The sequence below is a fragment of the Enterobacter cloacae complex sp. P40C2 genome (assembly GCF_014930695.1).
In the GTDB taxonomy this organism is placed as follows: Bacteria; Pseudomonadota; Gammaproteobacteria; order Enterobacterales; family Enterobacteriaceae; genus Enterobacter; species Enterobacter pasteurii.
Window position 1 is genome coordinate 20,027 of the sequence record NZ_JADBRP010000017.1, and the last position, 21,952, is coordinate 41,978.

The 21,952-nt window shown below is 56.6% G+C and carries 23 protein-coding genes; 3 read left to right on the forward strand and 20 right to left on the reverse strand.

All coding sequences use genetic code 11. From position 1 onward, the window contains the following. Nucleotides 1-3 precede the first annotated feature (3 nt). From IM304_RS20995 to dnaB, 8 genes are all read right to left on the reverse strand, one after another. Nucleotides 4-357, reverse strand: coding sequence for an MmcQ/YjbR family DNA-binding protein (locus tag IM304_RS20995; RefSeq protein ID WP_148422293.1), 354 nt, complete (start codon nucleotides 355-357; stop codon nucleotides 4-6). A gap of 2 nt (nucleotides 358-359) precedes the next feature. Beyond that, complete coding sequence (locus IM304_RS21000) at nucleotides 360-776, reverse strand: secondary thiamine-phosphate synthase enzyme YjbQ (protein ID WP_063159204.1); 417 nt, start codon at nucleotides 774-776, stop codon at nucleotides 360-362. Between the two features lie 111 nt (nucleotides 777-887). Beyond that, complete coding sequence (aphA, locus tag IM304_RS21005; RefSeq protein WP_148422216.1) at nucleotides 888-1,601, reverse strand: acid phosphatase AphA; 714 nt, start codon at nucleotides 1,599-1,601, stop codon at nucleotides 888-890. Between the two features lie 212 nt (nucleotides 1,602-1,813). Then, nucleotides 1,814-3,007: an aromatic amino acid transaminase gene (gene tyrB, locus IM304_RS21010; protein ID WP_193356421.1), complete on the reverse strand. Its 1,194-nt coding sequence runs from the start codon at nucleotides 3,005-3,007 to the stop codon at nucleotides 1,814-1,816. 72 nt (nucleotides 3,008-3,079) lie between these two features. Continuing rightward, the gene (locus IM304_RS21015) at nucleotides 3,080-4,093 is read right to left on the reverse strand and encodes an AAA family ATPase (protein WP_193356420.1); all 1,014 of its coding nucleotides are present in this window, start codon (nucleotides 4,091-4,093) and stop codon (nucleotides 3,080-3,082) included. After that, nucleotides 4,090-4,647: a nicotinamide riboside transporter PnuC gene (pnuC, locus tag IM304_RS21020; protein WP_193356419.1), complete on the reverse strand. Its 558-nt coding sequence runs from the start codon at nucleotides 4,645-4,647 to the stop codon at nucleotides 4,090-4,092. Before pnuC ends, IM304_RS21015 begins: the two co-directional genes overlap by 4 nt. 20 nt (nucleotides 4,648-4,667) lie before the next feature. Continuing rightward, the gene (gene alr / locus IM304_RS21025) at nucleotides 4,668-5,747 is read right to left on the reverse strand and encodes an alanine racemase (RefSeq protein ID WP_176608954.1); all 1,080 of its coding nucleotides are present in this window, start codon (nucleotides 5,745-5,747) and stop codon (nucleotides 4,668-4,670) included. A gap of 11 nt (nucleotides 5,748-5,758) precedes the next feature. Next, nucleotides 5,759-7,171: a replicative DNA helicase gene (gene dnaB, locus IM304_RS21030; protein ID WP_003860298.1), complete on the reverse strand. Its 1,413-nt coding sequence runs from the start codon at nucleotides 7,169-7,171 to the stop codon at nucleotides 5,759-5,761. Between the two features lie 66 nt (nucleotides 7,172-7,237). Between dnaB and IM304_RS21035 the strand changes: the two genes are divergently transcribed. Then, on the forward strand, nucleotides 7,238-8,221 hold the full coding sequence (locus IM304_RS21035; protein ID WP_148422224.1) for a quinone oxidoreductase: 984 nt from the start codon (nucleotides 7,238-7,240) through the stop codon (nucleotides 8,219-8,221). A gap of 184 nt (nucleotides 8,222-8,405) precedes the next feature. On the opposite strand, the gene pspG is transcribed toward IM304_RS21035, so the two are convergent. From pspG to IM304_RS21055, 4 genes are all read right to left on the reverse strand, one after another. After that, nucleotides 8,406-8,648, reverse strand: a complete 243-nt coding sequence (gene pspG / locus IM304_RS21040) for an envelope stress response protein PspG (RefSeq protein WP_148422226.1) — start codon at nucleotides 8,646-8,648, stop codon at nucleotides 8,406-8,408. 136 nt (nucleotides 8,649-8,784) lie between these two features. After that, nucleotides 8,785-9,780, reverse strand: coding sequence for a tRNA dihydrouridine(20/20a) synthase DusA (gene dusA / locus IM304_RS21045; protein WP_193356418.1), 996 nt, complete (start codon nucleotides 9,778-9,780; stop codon nucleotides 8,785-8,787). 82 nt (nucleotides 9,781-9,862) lie between these two features. Next, nucleotides 9,863-11,149, reverse strand: coding sequence for a conjugal transfer protein TraF (traF, locus tag IM304_RS21050; protein ID WP_227009758.1), 1,287 nt, complete (start codon nucleotides 11,147-11,149; stop codon nucleotides 9,863-9,865). Between the two features lie 192 nt (nucleotides 11,150-11,341). After that, entirely contained in the window at nucleotides 11,342-11,830 is a 489-nt protein-coding gene (locus tag IM304_RS21055; RefSeq protein ID WP_176608958.1) for a cupin domain-containing protein, read from the reverse strand. 117 nt (nucleotides 11,831-11,947) lie between these two features. Between IM304_RS21055 and zur the strand changes: the two genes are divergently transcribed. Beyond that, complete coding sequence (gene zur, locus IM304_RS21060; RefSeq protein WP_047052067.1) at nucleotides 11,948-12,460, forward strand: zinc uptake transcriptional repressor Zur; 513 nt, start codon at nucleotides 11,948-11,950, stop codon at nucleotides 12,458-12,460. A gap of 48 nt (nucleotides 12,461-12,508) precedes the next feature. On the opposite strand, the gene IM304_RS21065 is transcribed toward zur, so the two are convergent. The 4 genes from IM304_RS21065 to IM304_RS21080 form a co-directional block, all read right to left on the reverse strand. Beyond that, nucleotides 12,509-12,718 carry a CsbD family protein gene (locus tag IM304_RS21065; protein ID WP_003860314.1) on the reverse strand — a complete coding sequence of 70 codons (210 nt, stop codon included), beginning with the start codon at nucleotides 12,716-12,718 and terminating at the stop codon, nucleotides 12,509-12,511. Nucleotides 12,719-12,837: 119 nt separating this feature from the next. Next, nucleotides 12,838-14,175 carry an MATE family efflux transporter DinF gene (dinF, locus tag IM304_RS21070; protein WP_193356416.1) on the reverse strand — a complete coding sequence of 446 codons (1,338 nt, stop codon included), beginning with the start codon at nucleotides 14,173-14,175 and terminating at the stop codon, nucleotides 12,838-12,840. A 63-nt stretch (nucleotides 14,176-14,238) separates the two neighbouring features. Continuing rightward, nucleotides 14,239-14,847 carry a transcriptional repressor LexA gene (lexA, locus tag IM304_RS21075; protein ID WP_148422235.1) on the reverse strand — a complete coding sequence of 203 codons (609 nt, stop codon included), beginning with the start codon at nucleotides 14,845-14,847 and terminating at the stop codon, nucleotides 14,239-14,241. Nucleotides 14,848-14,955: 108 nt separating this feature from the next. Continuing rightward, nucleotides 14,956-15,324 carry a diacylglycerol kinase gene (locus IM304_RS21080; protein ID WP_148422237.1) on the reverse strand — a complete coding sequence of 123 codons (369 nt, stop codon included), beginning with the start codon at nucleotides 15,322-15,324 and terminating at the stop codon, nucleotides 14,956-14,958. Nucleotides 15,325-15,478: 154 nt separating this feature from the next. Here IM304_RS21080 and plsB point away from each other — a divergent pair, with 154 nt between their 5' ends. After that, nucleotides 15,479-17,899, forward strand: a complete 2,421-nt coding sequence (plsB, locus tag IM304_RS21085) for a glycerol-3-phosphate 1-O-acyltransferase PlsB (RefSeq protein ID WP_148422239.1) — start codon at nucleotides 15,479-15,481, stop codon at nucleotides 17,897-17,899. Between the two features lie 97 nt (nucleotides 17,900-17,996). On the opposite strand, the gene ubiA is transcribed toward plsB, so the two are convergent. The 4 genes from ubiA to IM304_RS21105 form a co-directional block, all read right to left on the reverse strand. Beyond that, complete coding sequence (gene ubiA, locus IM304_RS21090; RefSeq protein ID WP_193356415.1) at nucleotides 17,997-18,866, reverse strand: 4-hydroxybenzoate octaprenyltransferase; 870 nt, start codon at nucleotides 18,864-18,866, stop codon at nucleotides 17,997-17,999. Nucleotides 18,867-18,878: 12 nt separating this feature from the next. Further along, nucleotides 18,879-19,376 (reverse strand): chorismate lyase, encoded by a 498-nt coding sequence (gene ubiC / locus IM304_RS21095; RefSeq protein ID WP_193356414.1) that lies wholly within the window; start codon nucleotides 19,374-19,376, stop codon nucleotides 18,879-18,881. Nucleotides 19,377-19,548: 172 nt separating this feature from the next. After that, on the reverse strand, nucleotides 19,549-20,487 hold the full coding sequence (gene malM / locus IM304_RS21100; RefSeq protein ID WP_148422248.1) for a maltose operon protein MalM: 939 nt from the start codon (nucleotides 20,485-20,487) through the stop codon (nucleotides 19,549-19,551). A gap of 113 nt (nucleotides 20,488-20,600) precedes the next feature. Further along, entirely contained in the window at nucleotides 20,601-21,917 is a 1,317-nt protein-coding gene (locus IM304_RS21105) for a maltoporin (protein ID WP_193356431.1), read from the reverse strand. Between the last annotated feature and the right edge of the window lie 35 nt (nucleotides 21,918-21,952).

Here is a 21,952-nt window from a genome sequence, read left to right on the forward strand (position 1 = left end):
TCGTCACACGGAGAGCTGCTGTCGAATTGTTTCCGGCAGCAGCTCAACCGCCTGTTGATACGACGCGTCCACCAGATAGTAAATCTGCGATCCCGGCAGCGAGCCGTCGAGAAACACCGTACTCCAGTGCGCTTTGTTCAGATGCTTGCTTGGCCTGACGTCATCGTGCTGCTGGCGCAGTAAATCGGCCAGTTCCGGGCTGGTTTTCAGCGACGCCGCAGGACGTCCCTCCACCTCTTTCACCATCGCGAACAGTACGTCACCCACTTTGATCTGCGTGGCTTTCCAGTCGCTGTGAACGCTTTGTTCCGCGCCAGGCTTGCTCATGCAGTACTGAAGTATCTCCGAAATTGTCATCATTATTCCCCTTGTAGCGTTGCGATAATTTTACGCGAACCACCGTGAATGCGATGCTCTCCCAGCCAGATCCCCTGCCAGGTACCCAAAAGCAGGCGTCCATTGTGGACCGGCAGCATCAGCGAGACGCCCAGCAAAGAGGATTTGATATGCGAAGGCATATCGTCCGCCCCCTCGTAATCATGCTCATACGGAGCGTTATCCGGAACGCTTTTCAGGAAATGTCTTTCCATATCGGACCGGACGGTGGGATCGCAATTTTCATTAAGCGTGAGAGAAGCTGAGGTGTGCTGAAGCAGCAGATGCAGTAAACCCGTTTTAACGCGCGACAGGTCGCGGATTTGACCGATGACTTCGTCCGTCACAAGGTGAAATCCGCGTGGTTTTGCGCTTAGGGTCAGGGTCTGTTGATACCACATGTGCTGCTCCGTGTTGAAAGATGAATCTTTCTAAGTGTGCAGCAAGAAAGCGAAAGGTAAAACCCGCGCGGCGAGATTTGCTTAAAAAAGAATCAACCCGCCGCTAACGCCTCAATATTCGGAGTTAACGATCACCTCTTCGCCAAATTTTCCGGCCATTGGCAACGGCCGGTAGGTCGAGTTCGAGGCGCGTAACACCCGGATGCCTCTGGCTCCCACGTCGTGCGCCGCAGTGATGTCGTTATCCGAATCGCCGTAGAACACCCTGATGTTTTTCTTTTCCAGCCACTGGGTTTTGGTGTTTTGCCCTTCATGGTCACCGGCAAAAATGACCGGGTTCATGCTGGCTGCCGGGATCAGGAAATCATCCTGCAGCGTTTTCGATACGGTTTCGGTTTTGGTCTGGCTGCGCCCGGTTACAAAGTAGATGCTGTCGCCGCGCTTTACGTGCATGGCGATAAGCGCGCGGGCAACCTCTTTCGGGATACTGAACTCATCCCAGCCGTTGTTCATCTTTTCCCAGAATTCCGGGTTTTTCAGATAGGCTTCGCTGCCCGGCGAATAAGTTTTTTTGCCGCGCCAGAAGCCGGGGCTGGAGAAGAGAACGGTGTCGTCAATGTCGAAACCCACGGCCATCGGCGGCCGACCCGTCAGGCTGTTTTCAATTTGTGCCACAGAGACCCAGTGAATGGGCGCCTGTTCGGCAAGAATGGCGGCGGTGGTTCCGGTGTAAAGCGGCGTTGGTGCGGAGGCTCGCGCCACTACGGCGCTATTAAGCGAGAACAATAAGCAGGCGGCGCTGAGCGCCAGTGTGATCTTGCGCATATTTTCCCCTGAATATTCAGCTTGTTATCGTTTTAATTTGAGTGGATGGTCAAAAAACTATCCGACCATAACCCCGACGGGAGGGGATGGAAAGGAGTTTTTACTTATGAAGCTGAATAAAAAGAAGAAGATCACAAAGCGGGACATCGACCTGAGCAGCCTGATGCCCACCCCGACCCTCTCCCACAGGGAGAGGGAAAGTTAGTGAGTGCTTACATGACGGCAGCAAAGGCCTGCGCCACGCGCTGAACGTTGCTGGCGTTCAGCCCCGCCACGCACATGCGGCCGCTGGCGATCAGGTAGACGCCGAACTCTTCGCGCAGGCGATCGACCTGCGCAGCGCTTAGCCCGGTGTAGCTGAACATCCCGCGCTGCTTGAGCAGATAGTCGAAGTTATGCCCCGGCACCGCCTCTTTCAGCACGTTAACCAGCTCCTGGCGCATCGACAGAATGCGCTTACGCATCGCTTCCACCTCCGCAAGCCAGCTGGCTTTCAGCTGTTCGTCGCCCAGGATGGTCGCCACCACCTGCGCGCCAAAATTCGGCGGGCTGGAGTAGATCCGGCGGACCGTCGCTTTAAGCTGGCCGAGCACGCGGCCTGCCGCTTCAGCATCGTCACACACCACGGAAAGGCCGCCAACGCGCTCGCCGTACAGTGAGAAGATTTTCGAGAAGGAGTTGCTGACCAGAGCAGGCAGCCCCGCGCTGGCGATAGCGCGAATGGCGTACGCGTCCTCCTCCATGCCCGCGCCAAAGCCCTGGTAGGCAATGTCGAGGAACGGGATCAGGTTTCGCGCCTTCAGCACTTCGATTACCGCATCCCACTGCGTATTCGTAAGATCGGCACCGGTCGGGTTATGGCAGCACGGGTGCAGCAGCACGATGCTGCGCTCCGGCAGGGTATTGAGTTTTTCAAGCAGCGCGTCAACGCGCACGCCGTTGGTTTCGCTGTCAAACCACGGATAGGTCGCGACCTTAAAGCCCGCGCCTTCAAAAATGGCCACGTGGTTTTCCCACGTCGGGTCGCTGACCCATACGCCGGAATCCGGGAAATATTTTTTCAGGAAATCGGCGCCCACCTTCAGCGCACCCGAGCCACCCAGCGTCTGGATAGTCGCCACGCGCTTTTGCGCGAGCACCGCGTGGTCCTCACCAAACAGCAGCGGCGCGATGGTATTGCGGTAAGCGTTTAACCCTTCCATCGGCAGATAAAGCGAAGCACCGTGCGGCGTGGCGTTAAGACGCGCTTCAGCTTCGGCAACGGCCTGTAGCTGAGGAATAATGCCGTCCTCGTTGTAATAAAGACCGATGCTGAGGTTCACTTTATCGCTGCGAGGATCTTCTTTGAAACGCTCCATCAAGGAGAGGATAGGGTCGCCGGCGTAGGCGTCTACTTTCTGAAACACGCGATGTTCTCCGGATTTTTTTTGCGGCAGGGAATTCCACAATAAACCGGAAGCAGGAGAAGATCGAGAAGGTTATGAAAACCGTTTCTGTATATGCCGACGAATTTGTTCGATACGCTCAGACGTCGACCCTGTGACGTGTAAATACGGGATGTTTCGGCGCGCCAGTTCAGCGATATACCACGCCTGCTGCCTGTGGCGAAACGCCGCGCCTTGCCGGGTACCATCCTGTACAAATGGAAATTCATCGCCGCACAGTATAACCAGCGAATAGTCCCGCCGGGCTAGGTCGTGCAGCGCCTGAGGCGCCGAGCCATACTGGTCGAGCGTATAAAACAGCGTGGTTAAGGGCGACGTATCGCAGATCAGATAAGGCGCCGTGCTGGCTGCTTCCTCACGCCGCACCTGCTCACGCGCAATATGCAGGAGATCGTCGCATTCCAGTACTCCGTTCTTTTCCTCCCAGTATTCGCGCCCGAACTCAGCGACGCAGGGCGCGTTAAGTGCTGCTGCCAACGCCCGGGAAAGCGTGCTTTTGCCCGTCGATTCGCCGCCTAATAAGCAAATTCGAAAGACAAAACTCCGGTAAACCTCCGCCGGGAGCATCTCACGGTAGCGATGAACATCGGAGCGAATAAGCGTGCCTGAGGGCGCATCAGGACCCTTCGGGCGCTGAAGCCGCACGTGCGTAACCGGGGATCCGAAACGCTGGCTTAACACACCCGCAAAACCGTCCCCATAGTCTTCTGCGGTGAATACCGCCTGCGGCTGACAGTGCAGAACGTCTTCACACAGCGTGGCAACGTAGTGACGATGGAGATCGTCGCCAGCGTCATTCGGTGGCGGTGGCGCAATATCGTGGGTCGCCATCACCTGCTCAGACAGCACAAGGTGGCGGCACTGAGGGAAACGCGTCTGTAACCAGTGAAGCCGCTTTTCTGGCTCGTAGCCCGGTATTTCAGGCGACGAATAGCTGATGATAACGACCGTATCGCACTGTACGAGCGCTGCATGGATAAGCGCTTCATGGCCTAAATGTAAAGGTGCAAATTTGCCCACGACCAGGCCGGTTGCGTAACGCTTCATTGCGTACGGAGTTCCTTACGCCATTGATACAGTCCGTGCCAGGCATTACACCAAAACGCCAGGTATAAACCGGCCGTCAGATACAGCTCTCTCGTCGCATACAGCGGAACTGCCAGCGTGTTTACTGCCAGCCACACGTACCAGTTTTCCAGGCGCCGTCCCATCAACATAAACTGAGCAAGGACGCTAAATGTTAAAATAAGGGAGTCCAGCCAGGGGGCCCAGGCATTGGTGTAGAGATGCAATATCAGTCCATACCCCGCCGCCACAATCGTGGCGCAGGCTAGCAAAATAGCAATATGCCCAGGCCTGGTTCGCCGTACAGGTAATACATCTCCACGGTGCCCTTTAAGCCAGTGTATCCACCCCGTTATGCTCGTGATGATGAAGAAGAGCTGTAGGGTGACATCGGCATAGAGCTGCACCGAATAGAAGACCCAGGCGTATAGCCCGCTGCCGAGAATGCCGATCCACCACGTATTGATATTGTTTCTGGCCGCCAGCCAGACGGAGATTGCATAGGCCAGACAAGCAGCCATTTCAGATGGTGACATATCCCTTCCCGGACAATGTGTTAGTCGATGTATTTCATCGCCACCCGCGACGTCAGCCGCGTAATAAGTTCGTAAGCACTCACTTTTGTGATTTCAGCAATGCGCTCAACGGGCAGGCCTTCCCCCCACATAACCGCTTCATCACCCGCCTTATCCTGCGCGTCTGGCCCCAGATCGACACAAATCATATCCATCGCCACGCGGCCGACAATCTTCACTTCCCGGCCGTTGACCAGCACCGGCGTACCCGTTGGGGCAGCGCGCGGATAACCGTCCCCGTAGCCCATCGCCACCACGCCGAGGCGCGTATCGCGCTCGCTGGTCCAGGTTCCGCCGTAGCCCACCGGTTCCCCCGCTTTGTGCTCGCGCACGGCAATCAGCTTTGACACCAGCGACATAACCGGCCTGAAGCCAAAGTCCGGCCCCCAGGGTTTGTGCTCCAGAGGCGAAACGCCATAAAGAATAATGCCCGGGCGCGCCCAGTCGAAGTGCGACTGCGGCCACAGCAGAATACCGCCGGACGCCGCAATCGAGCGCATCCCCGGCTTGCCTTCGCAGAAGGTGTTGAAGATATCAAGCTGCTGCTCGGTCGCACCGCATTCAGGCTCATCGGCACGGGCAAAGTGGCTGACAATATTCACCGGCTGGCGCACATTTTTGCACCGGCACAGGCGCTGATAAAAGGCCTCTGCGTTTTCCGGGCGCACGCCCAGACGGTGCATGCCCGTGTCGAGCTTCATCCACACGGTAACCGGCTCGCTCAGCCCGGCCGTTTCCAGCGCGGCCAGCTGTTCTTCATTGTGTACCGCGGTGTGCAGATGCTGGTCGGCAATGGTCGGCAGATCGGCGGCGTCAAAAAAGCCTTCGAGGAGCAGAATCGGTTGCGTTATGCCGCCCGCGCGCAGGCGCAGAGCTTCTTCGAGACGGGCGACGCCAAAGGCGTCGGCATCGGGGAGCGTTCGCGCGGTCTCAAGAAGACCGTGACCGTAAGCGTTCGCTTTCACGACTGCAACGAGCCTGCTGGCGGGTGCCAGCTCACGCAGTCGTTGCAGGTTGTGTCGCAGAGCGCGGCGGTTAATAACAACAGTTGCCGCTTGCATGTAAAAAATCCTTATTCGTCGTCGTACTGCGGGCCCGCATAGTTATCAAAGCGTGACCACTGGCCGTTAAAGGTAAGACGTACCGTACCGATAGGGCCGTTACGTTGCTTACCGATAATAATTTCGGCGATCCCTTTCAGGTCGCTGTTCTCGTGATAAACCTCATCACGGTAGATGAACATGATTAAGTCGGCATCCTGCTCGATGGAGCCGGATTCACGCAGGTCGGAGTTGACCGGACGTTTGTCAGCACGCTGTTCAAGGGAGCGGTTAAGCTGGGAGAGCGCCACCACCGGGACGTGCAGCTCTTTGGCTAACGCCTTGAGCGAGCGGGAGATCTCGGCGATTTCCAGCGTACGGTTGTCGGAGAGCGACGGGACGCGCATCAGCTGGAGGTAGTCGATCATGATGAGGCCGATGCCGCCGTGTTCGCGGGCGATGCGGCGCGCGCGGGAGCGCACTTCCGTCGGGGTCAGCCCGGAGGAGTCATCGATGTAGATGTTTCGCTTTTCCAGCAAAATGCCCATGGTGCCCGAGATGCGCGCCCAGTCCTCATCGTCGAGCTGGCCGGTACGGATACGGGTCTGATCCACGCGCGACAGGGATGCCAGAGAACGCATCATGATCTGCTCGGAGGGCATTTCAAGACTGAAGATAAGCACCGGCTTGTCCTGCAACATCGCCGCATTTTCGACGAGGTTCATCGCAAATGTCGTCTTACCCATCGACGGACGCGCCGCGACGATAATCAGATCCGAAGGCTGAAGGCCCGCGGTTTTCTTGTTGAGATCGTCATAGCCGGTGTTAACGCCGGTGACGCCGTCGTGCGGCTGCTGGAAAAGCTGTTCGATACGCGCAACGGTGGCATCGAGCACGTCGGCGATGTTTTTCGGCCCTTCGTCTTTGTTCGCGCGGCTTTCAGCGATTTTAAAGACGCGAGATTCCGCCAGGTCGAGCAGATCTTCGCTGGTGCGCCCCTGCGGATCGAAACCGGCCTCGGCGATTTCGTTCGCCACCGAGATCATCTCGCGAACAACGGCGCGCTCGCGAACGATGTCCGCATAGGCGCTGATGTTCGCGGCGCTTGGCGTGTTTTTTGACAGCTCCGCCAGATAGGCAAACCCGCCGACGCTGTCCAGCTGCCCCAGGCGCTCCAGCGATTCTGCGAGCGTGATCAGGTCAATCGGGCTGCCCGACTCCTGCAAACGCGCCATCTCAGTGAAGATATGGCGGTGCGGGCGGGTATAGAAATCTTCCGCGACAACGCGCTCGGCGACGTCGTCCCAGCGTTCGTTATCCAGCATTAAACCGCCCAACACGGACTGTTCCGCTTCAATCGAGTGCGGCGGGACTTTTAACCCGGCGACCTGATAATCACGCTCACGAGGTTCAGTCTGTTTGTTGAAGGGTTTGTTTCCTGCCATAGTGAATGGAGTTACCGAGATAAAGAGTGGGTCGAAAGGTTACCATATTTTTCTTACGGAGGGAGCATGGCAACGCGCATTGAGTTCCAGAAACACGGCGGTCCGGAAGTGCTGAAGGCGGTTGAATTTACCCCCGCTGCGCCTGGCGAGAACGAAATCCAGGTTGAAAACAAAGCGATTGGCATTAACTACATCGATACCTATATTCGCGGCGGTCTCTACCCGCCCCCATCAATGCCGAGCGGGCTGGGCACCGAGGCGGCCGGTATCGTCAGCAAAGTAGGCAGCGCGGTTAAGCACGTTAAAGAAGGCGATCGCGTGGTGTACGCGCAGTCCGCGCTGGGTGCTTACAGCTCCGTTCATAACGTACCGGCCGAGAAGGCGGCGCTTCTGCCAAACGCTATCTCCTTCGAGCAGGCTGCCGCCTCATTCCTGAAAGGGCTGACGGTCTTTTACCTGCTGCGCAAAACCTACGAAATTAAGCCGGATGAGCAGTTTCTGTTCCACGCTGCCGCAGGTGGCGTGGGGTTGATTGCCTGCCAGTGGGCGAAGGCCCTGGGCGCGAAGCTGATCGGCACCGTCGGCAGCGCGCAGAAAGCCCAGCGTGCGCTGGACGCGGGCGCATGGCAGGTGATTAACTACCGGGAAGAGAGCATCGTTGAACGGCTGAAAGAGATCACCAGCGGCAAAAAAGTGCGCGTAGTGTATGACTCGGTGGGGAAAGATACCTGGGAGTCCTCGCTCGACTGCCTGCAACGTCGCGGGCTGATGGTGAGCTTCGGTAACGCCTCGGGCGCTGTCACCGGCGTGAATCTGGGCATTCTGAATCAGAAAGGGTCGCTGTACGTCACGCGTCCCTCTTTGCAGGGTTACATCACCAGCCGGGAAGAACTTGAGGAAGCCAGCAACGAGCTGTTCTCGCTGATCGCCAGCGGCGTAATCAAAGTGGACGTGGCCGACGCGCAGAAGTACGCGCTAACCGATGCGCAGCGGGCGCACGAGGTGCTGGAGAGCCGGGCGACGCAGGGGTCGAGCCTGCTCATTCCCTGAGTTCTGTAAAGAAATTGGGCTTCCCGTGGGAAGCCCTTTCTTTTTTTAGTTCGGCTGTATGTAGGGTACAGCTCGATGAATTCTTTAGCGGCAGCCATAGTGACAGATTCGATAAGTAAATCCTATTCTGTTCTAAACATTGCCGCCGGAAAAGTTGCAGGTATGTGACGTACCCCTCAATACCTTAGTAACGAAAGCGGTTATTACGCTGATAAGCGGGCAGTTTTGGCGATTTAATGGCCCGTATCGCCCATACCACCGCAACCGCCAGCAGCAGCCACGGCAACAGCTTGATCGTCAGGGCAAACAGTCCGCCGACAAACATCACCACCGTAGCGACAACGAGCGCGGCCAGAATACCGAGCAGCGATACGCCCGTGACCATCAGCATGATAAAGAAGCCAATCACAAAAAGTAGTTCCAGCATGGTGCTCTCCCACGAATTCCCGAATGATGCTGCAATCGTTACAAGAATCATGCCAAAAATAACCCTTTGTTTTGAAAACAAAACGCCCCGCAACGTGTTGCAGGGCGTGGTGTTTTTGACCATCTTTTAGCGAATTTTATCGCTTATCCGCAACCAGGCGCAGCGCGTGTTCCAGCACGTTAATATCCGCACCGGCCTTATGCGCGTTCTCGCTGAGGTAGCGACGCCACTGGCGCGCGCCAGGAATGCCCTGGAACAGGCCGAGCATGTGGCGGGTAATGTGGCCCAGATAGGTACCGTTGCTCAGCTCGCGCTCAATGTACGGATACATGGCGCGCACCACGGCTACCGGATCGGCGTCGGCACCTTCAGTGCCGAAGATTTCACGGTCAACCGTCGCCAGGATGCCCGGGTTTTGATACGCCTCGCGCCCGACCATCACGCCATCCATATGTTCGAGGTGCGCTCTGGCTTCGTCCAGCGACTTAATTCCGCCGTTGATCGACATGGTCAGATGCGGGAAATCGCGCTTCAGCTGGTACACGCGCGGGTAGTCCAGCGGCGGGATCTCGCGGTTCTCTTTCGGGCTGAGGCCCGAGAGCCAGGCTTTACGGGCGTGGATGATAAACATCCCGCACTCGCCCTTCCCTGACACCGTGTCGATGAAGTCACACAGGAATTCGTAGCTGTCCTGGTCGTCAATGCCGATACGGGTTTTGACCGTAACCGGAATGGACACGACATCGCGCATCGCTTTGACGCAGTCTGCGACCAGCTGTGCGTTACCCATCAGACAGGCGCCGAACATGCCGTTCTGCACGCGGTCGGAGGGGCAGCCGACGTTGAGGTTAATCTCGTCATAGCCGCGCGCTTCAGCCAGCTTTGCGCACTGCGCCAGCGCGGCCGGATCGCTGCCACCCAGCTGTAGCGCAACCGGATGCTCTTCTTCGCTGTACGCCAGATAGTCGCCCTTGCCGTGGATAATTGCGCCGGTGGTGACCATTTCGGTGTACAGCAGCGTATGGCGGGAGAGCTGACGCAGGAAATAGCGGCAGTGTCTGTCCGTCCAGTCGAGCATCGGCGCAATGGAGAAACGGTGTGCTGGGAAGGTAGTCTGGCGTTCTGACAACATGGCGAAGTTTTAAGCATCTGGTGGAAAAGGGGCGCTACTATAGCACAAAGAAAAGCCGGAGGCGCAGCGCCTCCGGTGTACTTTAGAACGTCATACTCAGCTGAGCGCCGGCACCCCAGGTTTCGTCTTCGCCATAAAGCCCCATCAGATCGACATGAACGGTGCTGAACGGCGCAAACCCGACGCCGCCGGTAAAGACGTTGCTGTCATTACCTTTCATGTCCGCACGGTAACCGGCGCGCACCGCCAGCCAGCTAAGCGGCGTGACTTCAGCACCAATGCCGGCGTACTGGGAGGTATCTTCGCTTTTGAAGCCTTTGGTTTCGGTCAGGTCACCGTCCGCGGTCAGCGTCACCAGATCGTTATGCCAGGCGGCCCCGGCGGTCACCAGCGGACGGATCTGATAGGTGTCTTTATAACTCACCACCTCTCCCGTACGCCCGTTGCGAATGCGGATATCTTTGGTATCGATATCGCGCGACATCAGGTTTTGCCCGCTCACGCCAACCGTCCAGTTTTCACCGAAATCAGCAGCAATACCGGCATCGACGTTGAAGCCGGTGTCGTCGGTACGGTAGCGGCTGTCGTTCCACTTATTACTGTCGTAATCGTAGATTGAGGTGGTGTAGTTATAGAGCCAGGTTTTTTGCAGCTTTGGCGTGACGCCAACGGAAACCGGAACGCCGCCAAAATCGAACTGGCGGGCCACCGCAATACCGTAGTCGGACACAATTGCCGCCCGGCCGGACGCCGTAGAGTTCAGGTTTTTGGTGATTTGATCGGTACCGTTTAGCGCGGCGTCCAGCGCCACGCCGGCAGCCACCGCATCGCTTCCCTGAATACCGCGCAGATAATCAATGTCCTGCTGATCGATAGAGGAGCTGACCCGGCCATGGGCGTAGCCTTTCGCCATAAAGGCCACCGAGAGCACATCGTTAGGGATACTGACGGCAATTCCGGCGCCCGCGTTAGCGCGTGCGGTTTTGCCCTTCAGGTAGTCCAGCTCATCAGCGAGATCTTTCGCGGCGCCCTGGAACTGATTGATCGAACCTAATGGATTGGTGATGATATCAATGGGCGTCAGGCTATCAACCACATCCTTGTAGCGATTGATTTTGTCGTTAATGGTGTCGATCTCGTCCTGAAGATTGTCTTCATCGGTCACCTGCACGCCAACGGACGGCAAAATGACCGTCACGTCATCTTCAGGTTTAGACTTTGCCAGCAGCGCGGGGTTGATTAACGCCCCGCTGCCATAACTGCCTGCTGCCACGCCCGTGCCGCCCATTGCGTCACTACGCGCTTCCGTCCAGGTATTGGCTGCTCCCGCCTGATTTGCCATAAAAAAGGAGACAGCGATGCTAACCATCGAAAATTTAGAATGTTTTTTCACAGTGTGCTCGTAAATAGTTTGTTATTAGTTAACCCTGTCTGTTATCACCCAAACAGGAACGAACTATTGCTGTGAATAAGTGCAAAAAGACCCGCTATTTCCTTAAGTTAAATTCCATCCCGGCCTGTTGTAATATGTGACGACCATCAATATTTATAGAAGAGGAAATTATTTTCGCCCAGGTTTTCCATCGTGCGGACCAAAAAATTGAGGCGGATGATCCACCCAGCGGTCTTCGCGGGTCGCGGCATATACCGGATTGAGCGGATAGTAGATGCGGTTATGTTTTTTATTGGCCTCCCCCACCACCAGCAAGCGTACCTCTTCATCGGTGTTGTTGATAAAGGTATGGCAGACTCCCGTCCCGGCAGGGAACCCCACGCTGTCTCCGGGTTCGAGCTTCCACAGATAGCCATTGATCCAGGCCTCCGGGTAACCCTCCAGAACGTACACAAACTCTTCTTCGTCGCTTTCCGCATGGGGATAAGACGTGCGGCGTCCGGGCGGCAGCCGTTCATGGTGAATACCGATGCGGCCCAGCCCCAGCTTGCGGGACAGCGGCGCGCCAATTGAAAAATGTTCGTTGCTGTCAGGATAGGTGGCGTTATCGGCACCTTCTACGTCCCGCCAGTGCCGAATACAGTCAGGTCTTTTCATTATGCATTCTCCCCATTTGCGATGCGTCAGGTATAGCACAGCCCGGCGGATCTCGGTGTTTTTATCAGAACATGATAAAGTGAGGGTTTTCTACCCTTTCCACATCCGAGGTGCCCGATGGACAAGTCCACAAAAGAGCTGTTAGCGCAAGCTGAAAAGCTGTGCGCGCAACGCAATGTGCGCCTGACCCCGCAGCGCCTTGAGGTACTGCGTCTGATGAGCCTGCAGCAGGGCGCCATCAGCGCGTACGATTTGCTCGACCTGCTGCGCGAAAGCGAGCCGCAGGCAAAACCGCCAACCGTCTACCGGGCGCTCGACTTCCTGCTCGAACAAGGGTTTGTGCATAAGGTGGAATCAACAAACAGCTACGTGCTTTGCCACCTTTTCGACCAGCCGACCCACACGTCCGCTATGTTTATCTGCGATCGTTGCGGCGTGGTAAAGGAGGAAGGTGCAGAAGGCGTGGAAGATATTATGCATACGCTGGCAGCCAGAATGGGCTTTGCGCTGCGCCATAACGTGATAGAAGCACACGGCTTATGCTCTGCCTGCGTGGAGGTGGAATCATGCCGCCATCAGGATGCCTGCCAGCACGATCACTCCATTCTGGTGAAGAAAAAGCCGCGCTGACGGCAAAGAAAAAGGCGGCTCATGGCCGCCCTTTGGGGTACTGTCCGGTTACCAGCGGTAGTCGTTACGGGTTTCCCAGTCTTTGACTTCGTTTTCCGCCTGATCTTTTTCGTAACCGTAGCGCTCCTGGATTTTACCTACCAGCTGATCGCGCTTGCCTTCAATGACGGTCATATCGTCATCTGTCAACTTACCCCACTGTTCTTTCGCTTTACCTTTGAATTGCTTCCAGTTGCCGCCGATTTCATCTTTATTCATAATCGTGTCCTCGTGTTAAGCGTCTAAGAGTATCGTCCGCTTCGTTCTTTTCTGCTGGACGTGATTATTATTGTAGTTAAGGATTCGGCAGCTGGTTTTATATTCGGAATCTTTAACCGTTACGATATATCGTGTCGGGCAGGAAACCAGGTATTGTTTCGCCAGTGGCGACGCCAGATAACAGCCAGCGAAAGGCCGCGCAGTGAGAGAAAGACCGCCAGCGCCAGCCACAGACCGTGGTTGCCGAGATACGGCAGCGTCAGCAGCGTCAGGCCGAACCCCGCCGCAGCGACGGCCATGCTGTTACGCATCTCCGCCCCTCGCGTCGCACCGATAAACATGCCGTCCAGCAGATAGCACCACACGCCCACCACCGGTAAAACCACCTGCCAGAGGATATAGCGATCTGCCAGCTCGCGCAGCGCGGGCAACGAGGTGAGTAGCGCGACAATATGTCCGCCAAAGCAGGCGTAAACCAGCGCAAAAATCAGCGCCACCAGGCCCGCCTGCCGGCAGGCTGCACGCCATACTTCGCGCAGCTGGCCGCTTTCACGCGCGCCATAGGCCTGACCTGAGTGCGCTTCCACGGCGTAAGCAAAGCCATCCAGCGCGTATGCGGTAAAGGTCAGGAGCGTCATCAGAACGGCGTTGACCGCAACAATTTCTGGCCCAAGGCGCGCGCCAAAAACCGTCAGTGCGCCAAAGCACAGCTGCAACAGGAGCGAACGCAGCATGATGTCGCGATTGAGCGCCAGCAGCTTACGCATATTGCCGCGCCAGGCCGTTTTCAGCAGCGCAAGCGTAATACCGCGCATCGCCAGCACGCGCCAGACCATCCACAAACCGATAAGCAGCGTGCCGTATTCGGCGATTGCCGTGGCCAGCGCCGCGCCGCGGACGTTCATGCGCAGCCCCATTACCAGCCAGAGATCGAGGACAATATTGAGAAGGTTACCCACCACCAGCAGGATCACCGGCGCGCGGGCATACTGCACGCCCAGCAGCCAGCCCAGCAGGACCAGGTTTGCCAGTGAAGCAGGCGCGCTCAGCCAGCGAATTTCAAGGAACCGCCGGGCCTGCTCCAGTACAGCATCGCTGCCGCCCACAATATGAAGCGCCAGATCGATAAGCGGCGTACGCAACAGAACGATTAACGCGCCGGCACCAAAAGCCAGGATAAGCGGCTGAACCAGCGCGCGAGCAAGACGCAGGGGATCTTTTGCACCATACGCCTGGGCCGTCAGGCCTGTCGTACTCATGCGCAAAAAGAGCAGCAGCATAAAGAGGAAGCTGGTCGCCGTTGCGCCAATCGCGACGCCGCCCAGATAAATCGGCGAATCCAGATGCCCGATTACCGCCGTATCAACCAGCCCCAGCAGAGGAACGGTGATATTGGAAAAAATCATCGGTAGCGCAAGACGCCACAACGCCTTATCGGCAGAAGTTAGCAAGGCCATTGAAATTACCGGAATCAGAAAATAAGCCAGGCCGCAGAGGAACTGCGGCCTGTCAGGAAGAGATTACAGCCATTCGCCGTTGCGGATAACACCTACCGCCAGGCCTTCAACAGAGAAGTTCTGCTCGCGGAGATCCACTACAATGGGGGAAAACTCGCTGTTTTCTGGCAGAAGCTGTACGGTGTTACCCTGTTTCTTCAGGCGCTTAACCGTCACTTCATCATCAATGCGCGCTACGACCACTTGTCCGTTACGCACGTCCTGGGTTTTGTGTACCGCCAGCAGATCGCCATCAAGAATACCGATATCTTTCATGGACATTCCGCTAACGCGCAGCAGGAAATCAGCGCTCGGCTTGAACATGCCCGGGTCAACCTGATAGTGCCCTTCGATATGCTGCTGTGCCAGCAGGGGTTCGCCTGCGGCGACGCGCCCCACCAGCGGAATACCGGTCTCTTCTTCCACCAGCAGACGAATACCGCGTGACGCGCCGGAAACTATCTCAATGACGCCTTTACGCGCCAGCGCTTTAAGGTGCTCTTCGGCAGCATTAGGAGAACGGAAGCCCAGACGCTGCGCGATTTCTGCACGCGTGGGTGGCATACCCGTCTGGCCGATATGATCCCGAATGAGATCAAACACCTCTTGCTGCCTGGTCGTTAACGCTTTCATTCCGCCCCCTGGGTGTATATACAGTTATGCTGTGAGTATATACAGTCAAAGGCGATTTTGGAACCAAAAACTGCACAAAAAACCAGGGACTTAATTATTCCTCGAGGCTCATCGGAAATGTGACCAAAGCAGCGTGACCCAGGTTATTACCGCAGTGATAATCGACAGCAGCACGGCGGCAGAGCCCATGTCTTTCGCCCGGCCAGAAAGCTCATGGAATTCTGACCCAATACGGTCAACGACGGCCTCAATAGCGCTATTAAGAATTTCCACTATCATCACCAACAGTACGGAGCCAATTAAAAGCACGCGGGTAATCGCGTCAACATCAAGGAAACAGGCGATAATCACCGCAACAATAGCTGCGATACCCTCCTGGCGAAATGCGGCTTCATTGATCCACGCGGCACGGAAACCTTTCCAGGAATAGCCGGCGGCTTTAATGATTCGGGTTAACCCAGTGGTATTATTGGCCATTTAAAGAACCTTTTAGGAAAAAGAGCGTCTGTAACAGGGGGCGCAGCGCGTTGCGCTACAGCCTCAAGTATGACGGGTAACAACAGAAATTTTGCGCGCTTTCTGTTATCCTTGCGCCGCAATTGCATTATTAACCAGAGGCTTTACATCGTTTATGTCCGGCTGGCCACGAATTTACTACAAATTACTTAATTTACCATTAAGCGTACTGGTAAAAAGTAAGTCTATTCCAGCAGAACCCGCGCTGGAATTAGGGCTCGATACGTCGCGCCCTATTATGTACGTTTTGCCTTATAACTCGAAGGCAGACCTGCTGACGCTTCGCGCTCAATGTCTGGCGCACGATTTACCCGACCCGCTTGAACCGCTGGAAGTCGACGGCACCCTGCTGCCGCGCTACGTGTTCATTCATGGCGGGCCACGCGTGTTTACCTATTACACGCCGAAAGAAGAGTCCATCAAGCTGTTCCATGACTACCTCGATCTGCACCGCAGCAACCCCGATCTGGACGTACAGATGGTGCCGGTGTCGGTGATGTTTGGACGTCGTCCGGGACGCGAAAAAGGGGAAGAGAACCCGCCGCTGCGCATGCTCAACGGCATTCAGAAGTTCTTCGCCGTCTCCTGGCTGGGACGCGACAGCTTTGTCCGCTTCTCTCCTTCCGTTTCATTGCGCCGCATGGCGGACGAACACGGCACCGATAAGATCATTGCGCAAAAGCTGGCGCGCGTTGCCCGAATGCACTTTGCACGCCAGCGTCTGGCGGCAGTGGGGCCACGCCTCCCGGCGCGACAGGATCTGTTCAACAAGCTGCTGGCATCCAAAGCGATTGCCCGTGCCGTAGAAGACGAAGCGCGCAGCAAGAAAATTTCACACGAGAAAGCGCAGCAGAACGCGATTGCGCTGATGGAAGAGATCGCCGCGAACTTCTCCTACGAGATGATTCGTCTGTCCGACCGTATTCTCGGCTTCACGTGGAACCGCCTCTATCAGGGCATTAACGTCCACAACGCCGAGCGCGTGCGTCAGTTAGCGCACGACGGCCATGAGATTGTCTACGTGCCCTGCCACCGCAGCCACATGGACTACCTGCTGCTCTCTTACGTGCTTTATCACCAGGGTCTGGTACCGCCGCACATCGCTGCCGGCATCAACCTGAACTTCTGGCCAGCGGGCCCGATTTTCCGCCGTCTGGGCGCATTCTTTATTCGTCGAACCTTTAAGGGCAACAAGCTCTACTCCACCGTCTTCCGTGAGTATCTGGGCGAGCTGTTCAGCCGCGGCTATTCCGTTGAATACTTCGTGGAAGGAGGACGCTCCCGTACCGGTCGTCTGCTCGATCCGAAAACCGGCACGCTGTCGATGACCATCCAGGCGATGCTGCGCGGCGGTACGCGCCCTATCACGCTGGTGCCGATTTACATTGGTTATGAGCACGTGATGGAAGTGGGAACCTACGCAAAAGAGCTGCGCGGTGCGACCAAAGAGAAAGAGAGCCTGCCGCAGATGCTGCGTGGGCTGAGCAAGCTGCGCAACCTCGGTCAGGGCTACGTAAACTTTGGCGAGCCAATGCCGCTGATGACCTGGCTGAACAACCACGTTCCGGAGTGGCGCGAGTCTATCGATCCTATCGAAGCGGTACGCCCGGCCTGGCTGACGCCAACGGTTAACGGCATTGCTTCCGAGCTAATGGTGCGCATCAACAACGCCGGCGCAGCGAACGCCATGAACCTGTGCTGTACCGCGCTTCTGGCCTCTCGCCAGCGTTCACTCACCCGCGAACAGCTGACCGAGCAGATCGATTGCTACCTGGACATCATGCGCAACGTGCCGTATTCCGCGGATTCGACCGTGCCGTCTGCCACCGCCAGCGAGCTAATCGACCACGCGCTGCAGATGAACAAGTTCGAAGTCGAGAAAGATACGATCGGTGACATCATCATTCTGCCGCGCGAGCAGGCCGTGCTGATGACCTACTACCGCAATAACATCACGCATATGCTGATGCTGCCGTCGCTGATGGCGGCCATTATTACCCAGCATCGCCGTATTTCACGTGAGGAGCTGCTGCGCCATATTCAGACCATCTACCCGATGCTGAAAGCGGAGCTGTTCCTGCGCTGGAGTAAAGATGAGCTGGCGGTAGAGCTCGATAAAATGTCGGCAGAGATGCAACGTCAGGGGCTCATTACCATCAATAGTGACGAACTGCATATCAATCCGTCACGTTCTCGCACCCTGCAGCTCCTCGCTTCCGGCGCGCGCGAAACATTGCAGCGCTATGCCATCACCTTCTGGCTGTTGAGTGCAAACCCTTCAATCAACCGCGGTACGCTGGAAAAAGAGAGCCGGACCCTGGCACAGCGCCTGTCCGTACTGCACGGCATTAACGCACCGGAATTCTTCGACAAAGCGGTATTCAGCTCGCTGGTACTGACGCTGCGCGATGAAGGGTTTATCAGCGATACGGGCGACGCCGAGCCTGCTGAGACGCTAAAAGTTTATCAGATGCTGGCGGAGCTGATTACCTCGGATGTGCGTTTGACGATTGAGAGTTCGACGCAGGGGGAGTGATGTTTCAGCGGTTTGATGCCCTATCCCAGGTGCGTATGTGAAAACATGAAAAACGGCAGTCAGAGACTGCCGTTTTTTTTACCTCATCACCGGGCTTTCAGGAGAAGTAACTCATCGCCAGCCCCAGAAACAGCACCAGCCCGACGTAGTTATTATTCAGGAACGCCTTAAAGCAGGCTTCACGCTCGCGCTTTGCGATCAGCTTCTGCTGGTACGCAAACAGCAGCCCCGCCACCAGTACGGACCAGTAAAACTCCCAGTTCAGCCCGTTCAGGCGACCAATCGCCACCATCAGCGCCAGCACTGCCACCTGCAAAATGCCGATGATCACCCTGTCGTGACGACCAAACAGGATCGCCGTCGACTTAATGCCGATCTTCAGATCGTCATCGCGATCGACCATCGCATATTGCGTATCGTACGCGACGGCCCAGAGAATATTCGCCAGGAACATCAGCCAGCAGCTAAGCGGAACGGACTCGCTGACCGCGGCAAACGCCATCGGAATCGACCAGCCAAATGCCGCACCCAGCACCACCTGCGGCAGATGGGTGTATCGCTTCATAAACGGGTAAACCCAGGCCAGCGCCAGCGCGGCGACGGACAGCAGGATAGTCATGGTGTTTAGCGTTAACACCAGCAGGAAAGAGAGCAGCACCAGCACCACAAACAGGATGCGCGCCTCTTTTCCGGTTACCTGACCGCTCGGCAGAGGACGATTGGCGGTGCGCTTAACGTGTCCATCAAATTTTCGGTCGGCATAGTCGTTGACCACGCAGCCCGCGGCGCGCATCAGCCAGACGCCCGCCACGAACACCGCCAGGATCCACAGCGGCGGCACGCCCGGCGTTGCAACCCACAGCGCCCATAAGGTCGGCCACAGCAGCAGCAGCGCGCCGATGGGTTTATCGGTACGCATTAAGCGGTGATAGGCCAGCAGCTTATTCTGCGTCAGACTCCACTCCATTTTTTCTCCCTCTTAGTACAACGGCGATGCGGGCAAAAATAGTTCCGTCAGTATTAACGGCTTGCCGCTCAAACGAAGGCGGGAACGGCGCCCCCACAGGTCGGCATCGCGACCAATTTCAATAAAATCACGGGTCAGTTCAGACGAGGTGAACAGATATCGCCCCAGCGGCGTTTTGCCGAGGCGTTGCAGTGCAAGCTCCGGCCCGGAAAGTGTAGACTCAGGAACGACCGTCCGCCCGGCAAGCCACGGTTCACCGTCAGCACAGAGTAAAATTTCACGCAGCCAGTAGCGTTCTTCCTGCGGCAACAGCGGCAACTCGCTGGCAATCGCCTCAGCCGAGACAAACCCTTCCTGAATCATCGTCACCGTGACCGTTTTGCCCTGCTGCTCAAAACGTTTTGTCATGGAATCTTCCAGCAGCAGCCAGTCCAGCTGTTCCGGGTCAAGCGCAGGGATGTGGTCGAAATAGCGTAGCGCACGCAGCTGCGTTAGCGCGGGGTGTGACATGCCAGACTCTCCGATACATAACGTAAAAGCATTGTATCGCAGATTGGCAAAATGAGGACGGACAAACAAAATTTAACGATCACTATCGCAACAATGGCGCAACGAAGCCAAAAAAAGTGCGCCCGTTAAGGCGCACTAAACTACTAACAAAATCAGCACTGTGGGGAGACGGTTACCCCTTGCCTTTTACACTGCTGATAAAGGTGGAACGGGCAGTGGTTGAACCTAAACGCTCGGCTTCATCAAGCAGCTTCAGCGCTTTATCGACGTCGCCGCGCTTCACCGCCTGCTTAATGGCGTTGTTGAAGTATTCTTCGGTGTCGTTCAGTACCGGCTCAGCTTTCTTGGCCGGGGCTGGCGCTGCGGCTGGTGCAGCGGCAGGGGCGGCATAAGCAGGCGCGGCGGTATTACCTACCGTTACCGGGCCAGGACCCGACGAGCCGAACAGCGGGCCTACGAGCACGCTGGAGGCGCTGTTGGTGGACACTTTCAGTTTGATCAGGCCGTCGGTAGTATGGCGAGCATGCGGGTCCGGGATGTCCGGGACAGCGTTACCGGTGCCTTTCGCGTAGGCTTTTGCCGGATCGACAAGCTTCGTTGTCTGTTGCAGATCTTTCTCTGTGGTGAACACCAGAACATAAATCTTCTGCTGACCCAGGGCCGGCGTCAGGCGCATAACGCCTTCCAGACGGTCTGCACTCATCACGCCAGGCTCCTGATAGCTAAAATAGGAGCTTGGGAAGAATGCGGATGGCGTCATGTTCTGATCGAGGATCAGCACGTTAGGCGCGAAGACGCTGGTCTGTTTATTGACTTCACTGGTCAACGTCAAGGTCAGCTCGCCGATATTCGCGGGCACGCTGAACGCCGCGACAGGACCGCTGATACCCGGAACGTTCAGCGACTGACCGCCAGCGGCAAGCTGGGTGGTTTGCGTTTTCGACTGGTCAACTGGCGTCCACACCAGCTGCTGAAGTGCCGCCGCCGGAATAGCTGGCGCAGCACTGGTATTTTGAGGAACGAAATTCACATCTGCAAAGGTGACCGCAGGCGCGCAGGCCAGCAGCCCCGCAGAGAGGCACAGCGCGACGAGACTTTTCTTCATTTTCATTGTTATTACCTCTGATAGCGTGAGCGCTGCGGTGGCCAGGCAATAGCGCGCAGCGCCTAAGGAGAGAGGGGCTTACGCCCCTCTTTTCAGGTCATTACGTCAGGTTTGACGAATTACCACCAGATTTCCATCTGGGCGCCGAAGGTCCACTCATCGTTGTCGCCACGGCTGAAGGTACGTGCTGAAGTGTCGTTATACGCTACGCCAGGGGTGTAGCCTGCGTCCTGATCGCTGCCGCTATTTGCGTAGCCCCATTTTTCATCCCACTTCGCGTAGGTTGCAAAGACGCGGATAGCCGGACGAGACCAGATGCTGTCGCCTGCCTGCCACTGCTGGGCCAGGGTGATTTTGTACTGGCTGTTTTTGTCGTCAGTTTTCTGAGACTTAACGTTGTCGTAGCCCACTTCCAGCAGGGTGCTCATGATCGGCGTCCATTTGAACATTGGACGAACGCCCACGGTCCACCACTCGGTACCGTTGTTGTTATCACGATCGATGTTCTGGTACATACCGACGTACATCAGGTCCCAACGGTCTGCCAGGGTGATTGCACCGTGGTCCAGCACGCGCCACATGGAGCCGTCGTTATCGATGCTGCCACCCTGCGGAATGCCTTTACCGTTAGAGGTCATGGAGTCCGTACCGTACTGGAGCACGAACTTGTTGAAGCCCTTCATCATGCTCTGGGTGTGTTCAGCGGTGAACAGCCAGCCATCTTTAGAGGCGCCAGGTTGCAGGTAGTAGTCGTCAGGAATGTTCGTGTGACCGTAGTCAACGCCCAGCTCCAGCGTACCGCCCGGGTTGGTTTCCAGACCGGCTAAGCGAACGTCGAAGACGTCGTTTGGTACAATGTTGTCATAAACACGGTCGCCGTTCGCGTCACGATCGGCGAAGGTTGCAGAGCCGCCGGATTCAGAAGAACGAGTCGCGGCCAGAGACAGTTTACCGAAGCCCAGATCGATGTTTTCAATACCCGCACCAGGACCAGAGATATCCCAGTAGTAGAAGTCGATCATGTGGACGTCATGACGCTGATAGAAGCGCTTACCGGCCCAGATGGTGGAGCCCGGCAGCCACTCAATCAGGTTTTTACCCTGCACGTTAGCTTCACGGAAGGCCGGGCTGGTAGATTCCCAGTCGTTCTGCTGCGAAACGGAGTAGGCTACGTTGGTGTCGAAGTAGAAGCTCTTGTCGCCCTCTTTCCACACTTCCTGGCCCAGCTTCAGCTCGGCGTAGGTTTCACATTCGTTACCGAGACGGTACTTACTTTGTGCCCCGGTTGCCTGGAAACATTGTTGTTCACCGCCACTACCGGTCCAGCCGATGCCGGAACGAGCATAACCTTTAAAGTCTACGGCGCCCGCCTGGGCAGACAGGATGCCTGCCGCAATGGCGACAGCCAGAGGGACCTTGCGCAGAGTAATCATTATTCTATCTCCTGAGATCATTGCTTTTCTTTGTAATT

Coding starts and splice junctions, on each gene's coding strand:
- IM304_RS20995 (WP_148422293.1), bottom strand. CDS start 357: ATGACAATTTCGGAGATACTTCAGTACTGCATGAGCAAGCCTGGCGCG.
- IM304_RS21000 (WP_063159204.1), bottom strand. CDS start 776: ATGTGGTATCAACAGACCCTGACCCTAAGCGCAAAACCACGCGGATTT.
- aphA (WP_148422216.1), bottom strand. CDS start 1,601: ATGCGCAAGATCACACTGGCGCTCAGCGCCGCCTGCTTATTGTTCTCG.
- IM304_RS21015 (WP_193356420.1), bottom strand. CDS start 4,093: ATGAAGCGTTACGCAACCGGCCTGGTCGTGGGCAAATTTGCACCTTTA.
- pnuC (WP_193356419.1), bottom strand. CDS start 4,647: ATGTCACCATCTGAAATGGCTGCTTGTCTGGCCTATGCAATCTCCGTC.
- alr (WP_176608954.1), bottom strand. CDS start 5,747: ATGCAAGCGGCAACTGTTGTTATTAACCGCCGCGCTCTGCGACACAAC.
- dnaB (WP_003860298.1), bottom strand. CDS start 7,171: ATGGCAGGAAACAAACCCTTCAACAAACAGACTGAACCTCGTGAGCGT.
- IM304_RS21035 (WP_148422224.1), top strand. CDS start 7,238: ATGGCAACGCGCATTGAGTTCCAGAAACACGGCGGTCCGGAAGTGCTG.
- pspG (WP_148422226.1), bottom strand. CDS start 8,648: ATGCTGGAACTACTTTTTGTGATTGGCTTCTTTATCATGCTGATGGTC.
- dusA (WP_193356418.1), bottom strand. CDS start 9,780: ATGTTGTCAGAACGCCAGACTACCTTCCCAGCACACCGTTTCTCCATT.
- traF (WP_227009758.1), bottom strand. CDS start 11,149: ATGGTTAGCATCGCTGTCTCCTTTTTTATGGCAAATCAGGCGGGAGCA.
- IM304_RS21055 (WP_176608958.1), bottom strand. CDS start 11,830: ATGAAAAGACCTGACTGTATTCGGCACTGGCGGGACGTAGAAGGTGCC.
- zur (WP_047052067.1), top strand. CDS start 11,948: ATGGACAAGTCCACAAAAGAGCTGTTAGCGCAAGCTGAAAAGCTGTGC.
- IM304_RS21065 (WP_003860314.1), bottom strand. CDS start 12,718: ATGAATAAAGATGAAATCGGCGGCAACTGGAAGCAATTCAAAGGTAAA.
- dinF (WP_193356416.1), bottom strand. CDS start 14,175: ATGGCCTTGCTAACTTCTGCCGATAAGGCGTTGTGGCGTCTTGCGCTA.
- lexA (WP_148422235.1), bottom strand. CDS start 14,847: ATGAAAGCGTTAACGACCAGGCAGCAAGAGGTGTTTGATCTCATTCGG.
- IM304_RS21080 (WP_148422237.1), bottom strand. CDS start 15,324: ATGGCCAATAATACCACTGGGTTAACCCGAATCATTAAAGCCGCCGGC.
- plsB (WP_148422239.1), top strand. CDS start 15,479: ATGTCCGGCTGGCCACGAATTTACTACAAATTACTTAATTTACCATTA.
- ubiA (WP_193356415.1), bottom strand. CDS start 18,866: ATGGAGTGGAGTCTGACGCAGAATAAGCTGCTGGCCTATCACCGCTTA.
- ubiC (WP_193356414.1), bottom strand. CDS start 19,376: ATGTCACACCCCGCGCTAACGCAGCTGCGTGCGCTACGCTATTTCGAC.
- malM (WP_148422248.1), bottom strand. CDS start 20,487: ATGAAAATGAAGAAAAGTCTCGTCGCGCTGTGCCTCTCTGCGGGGCTG.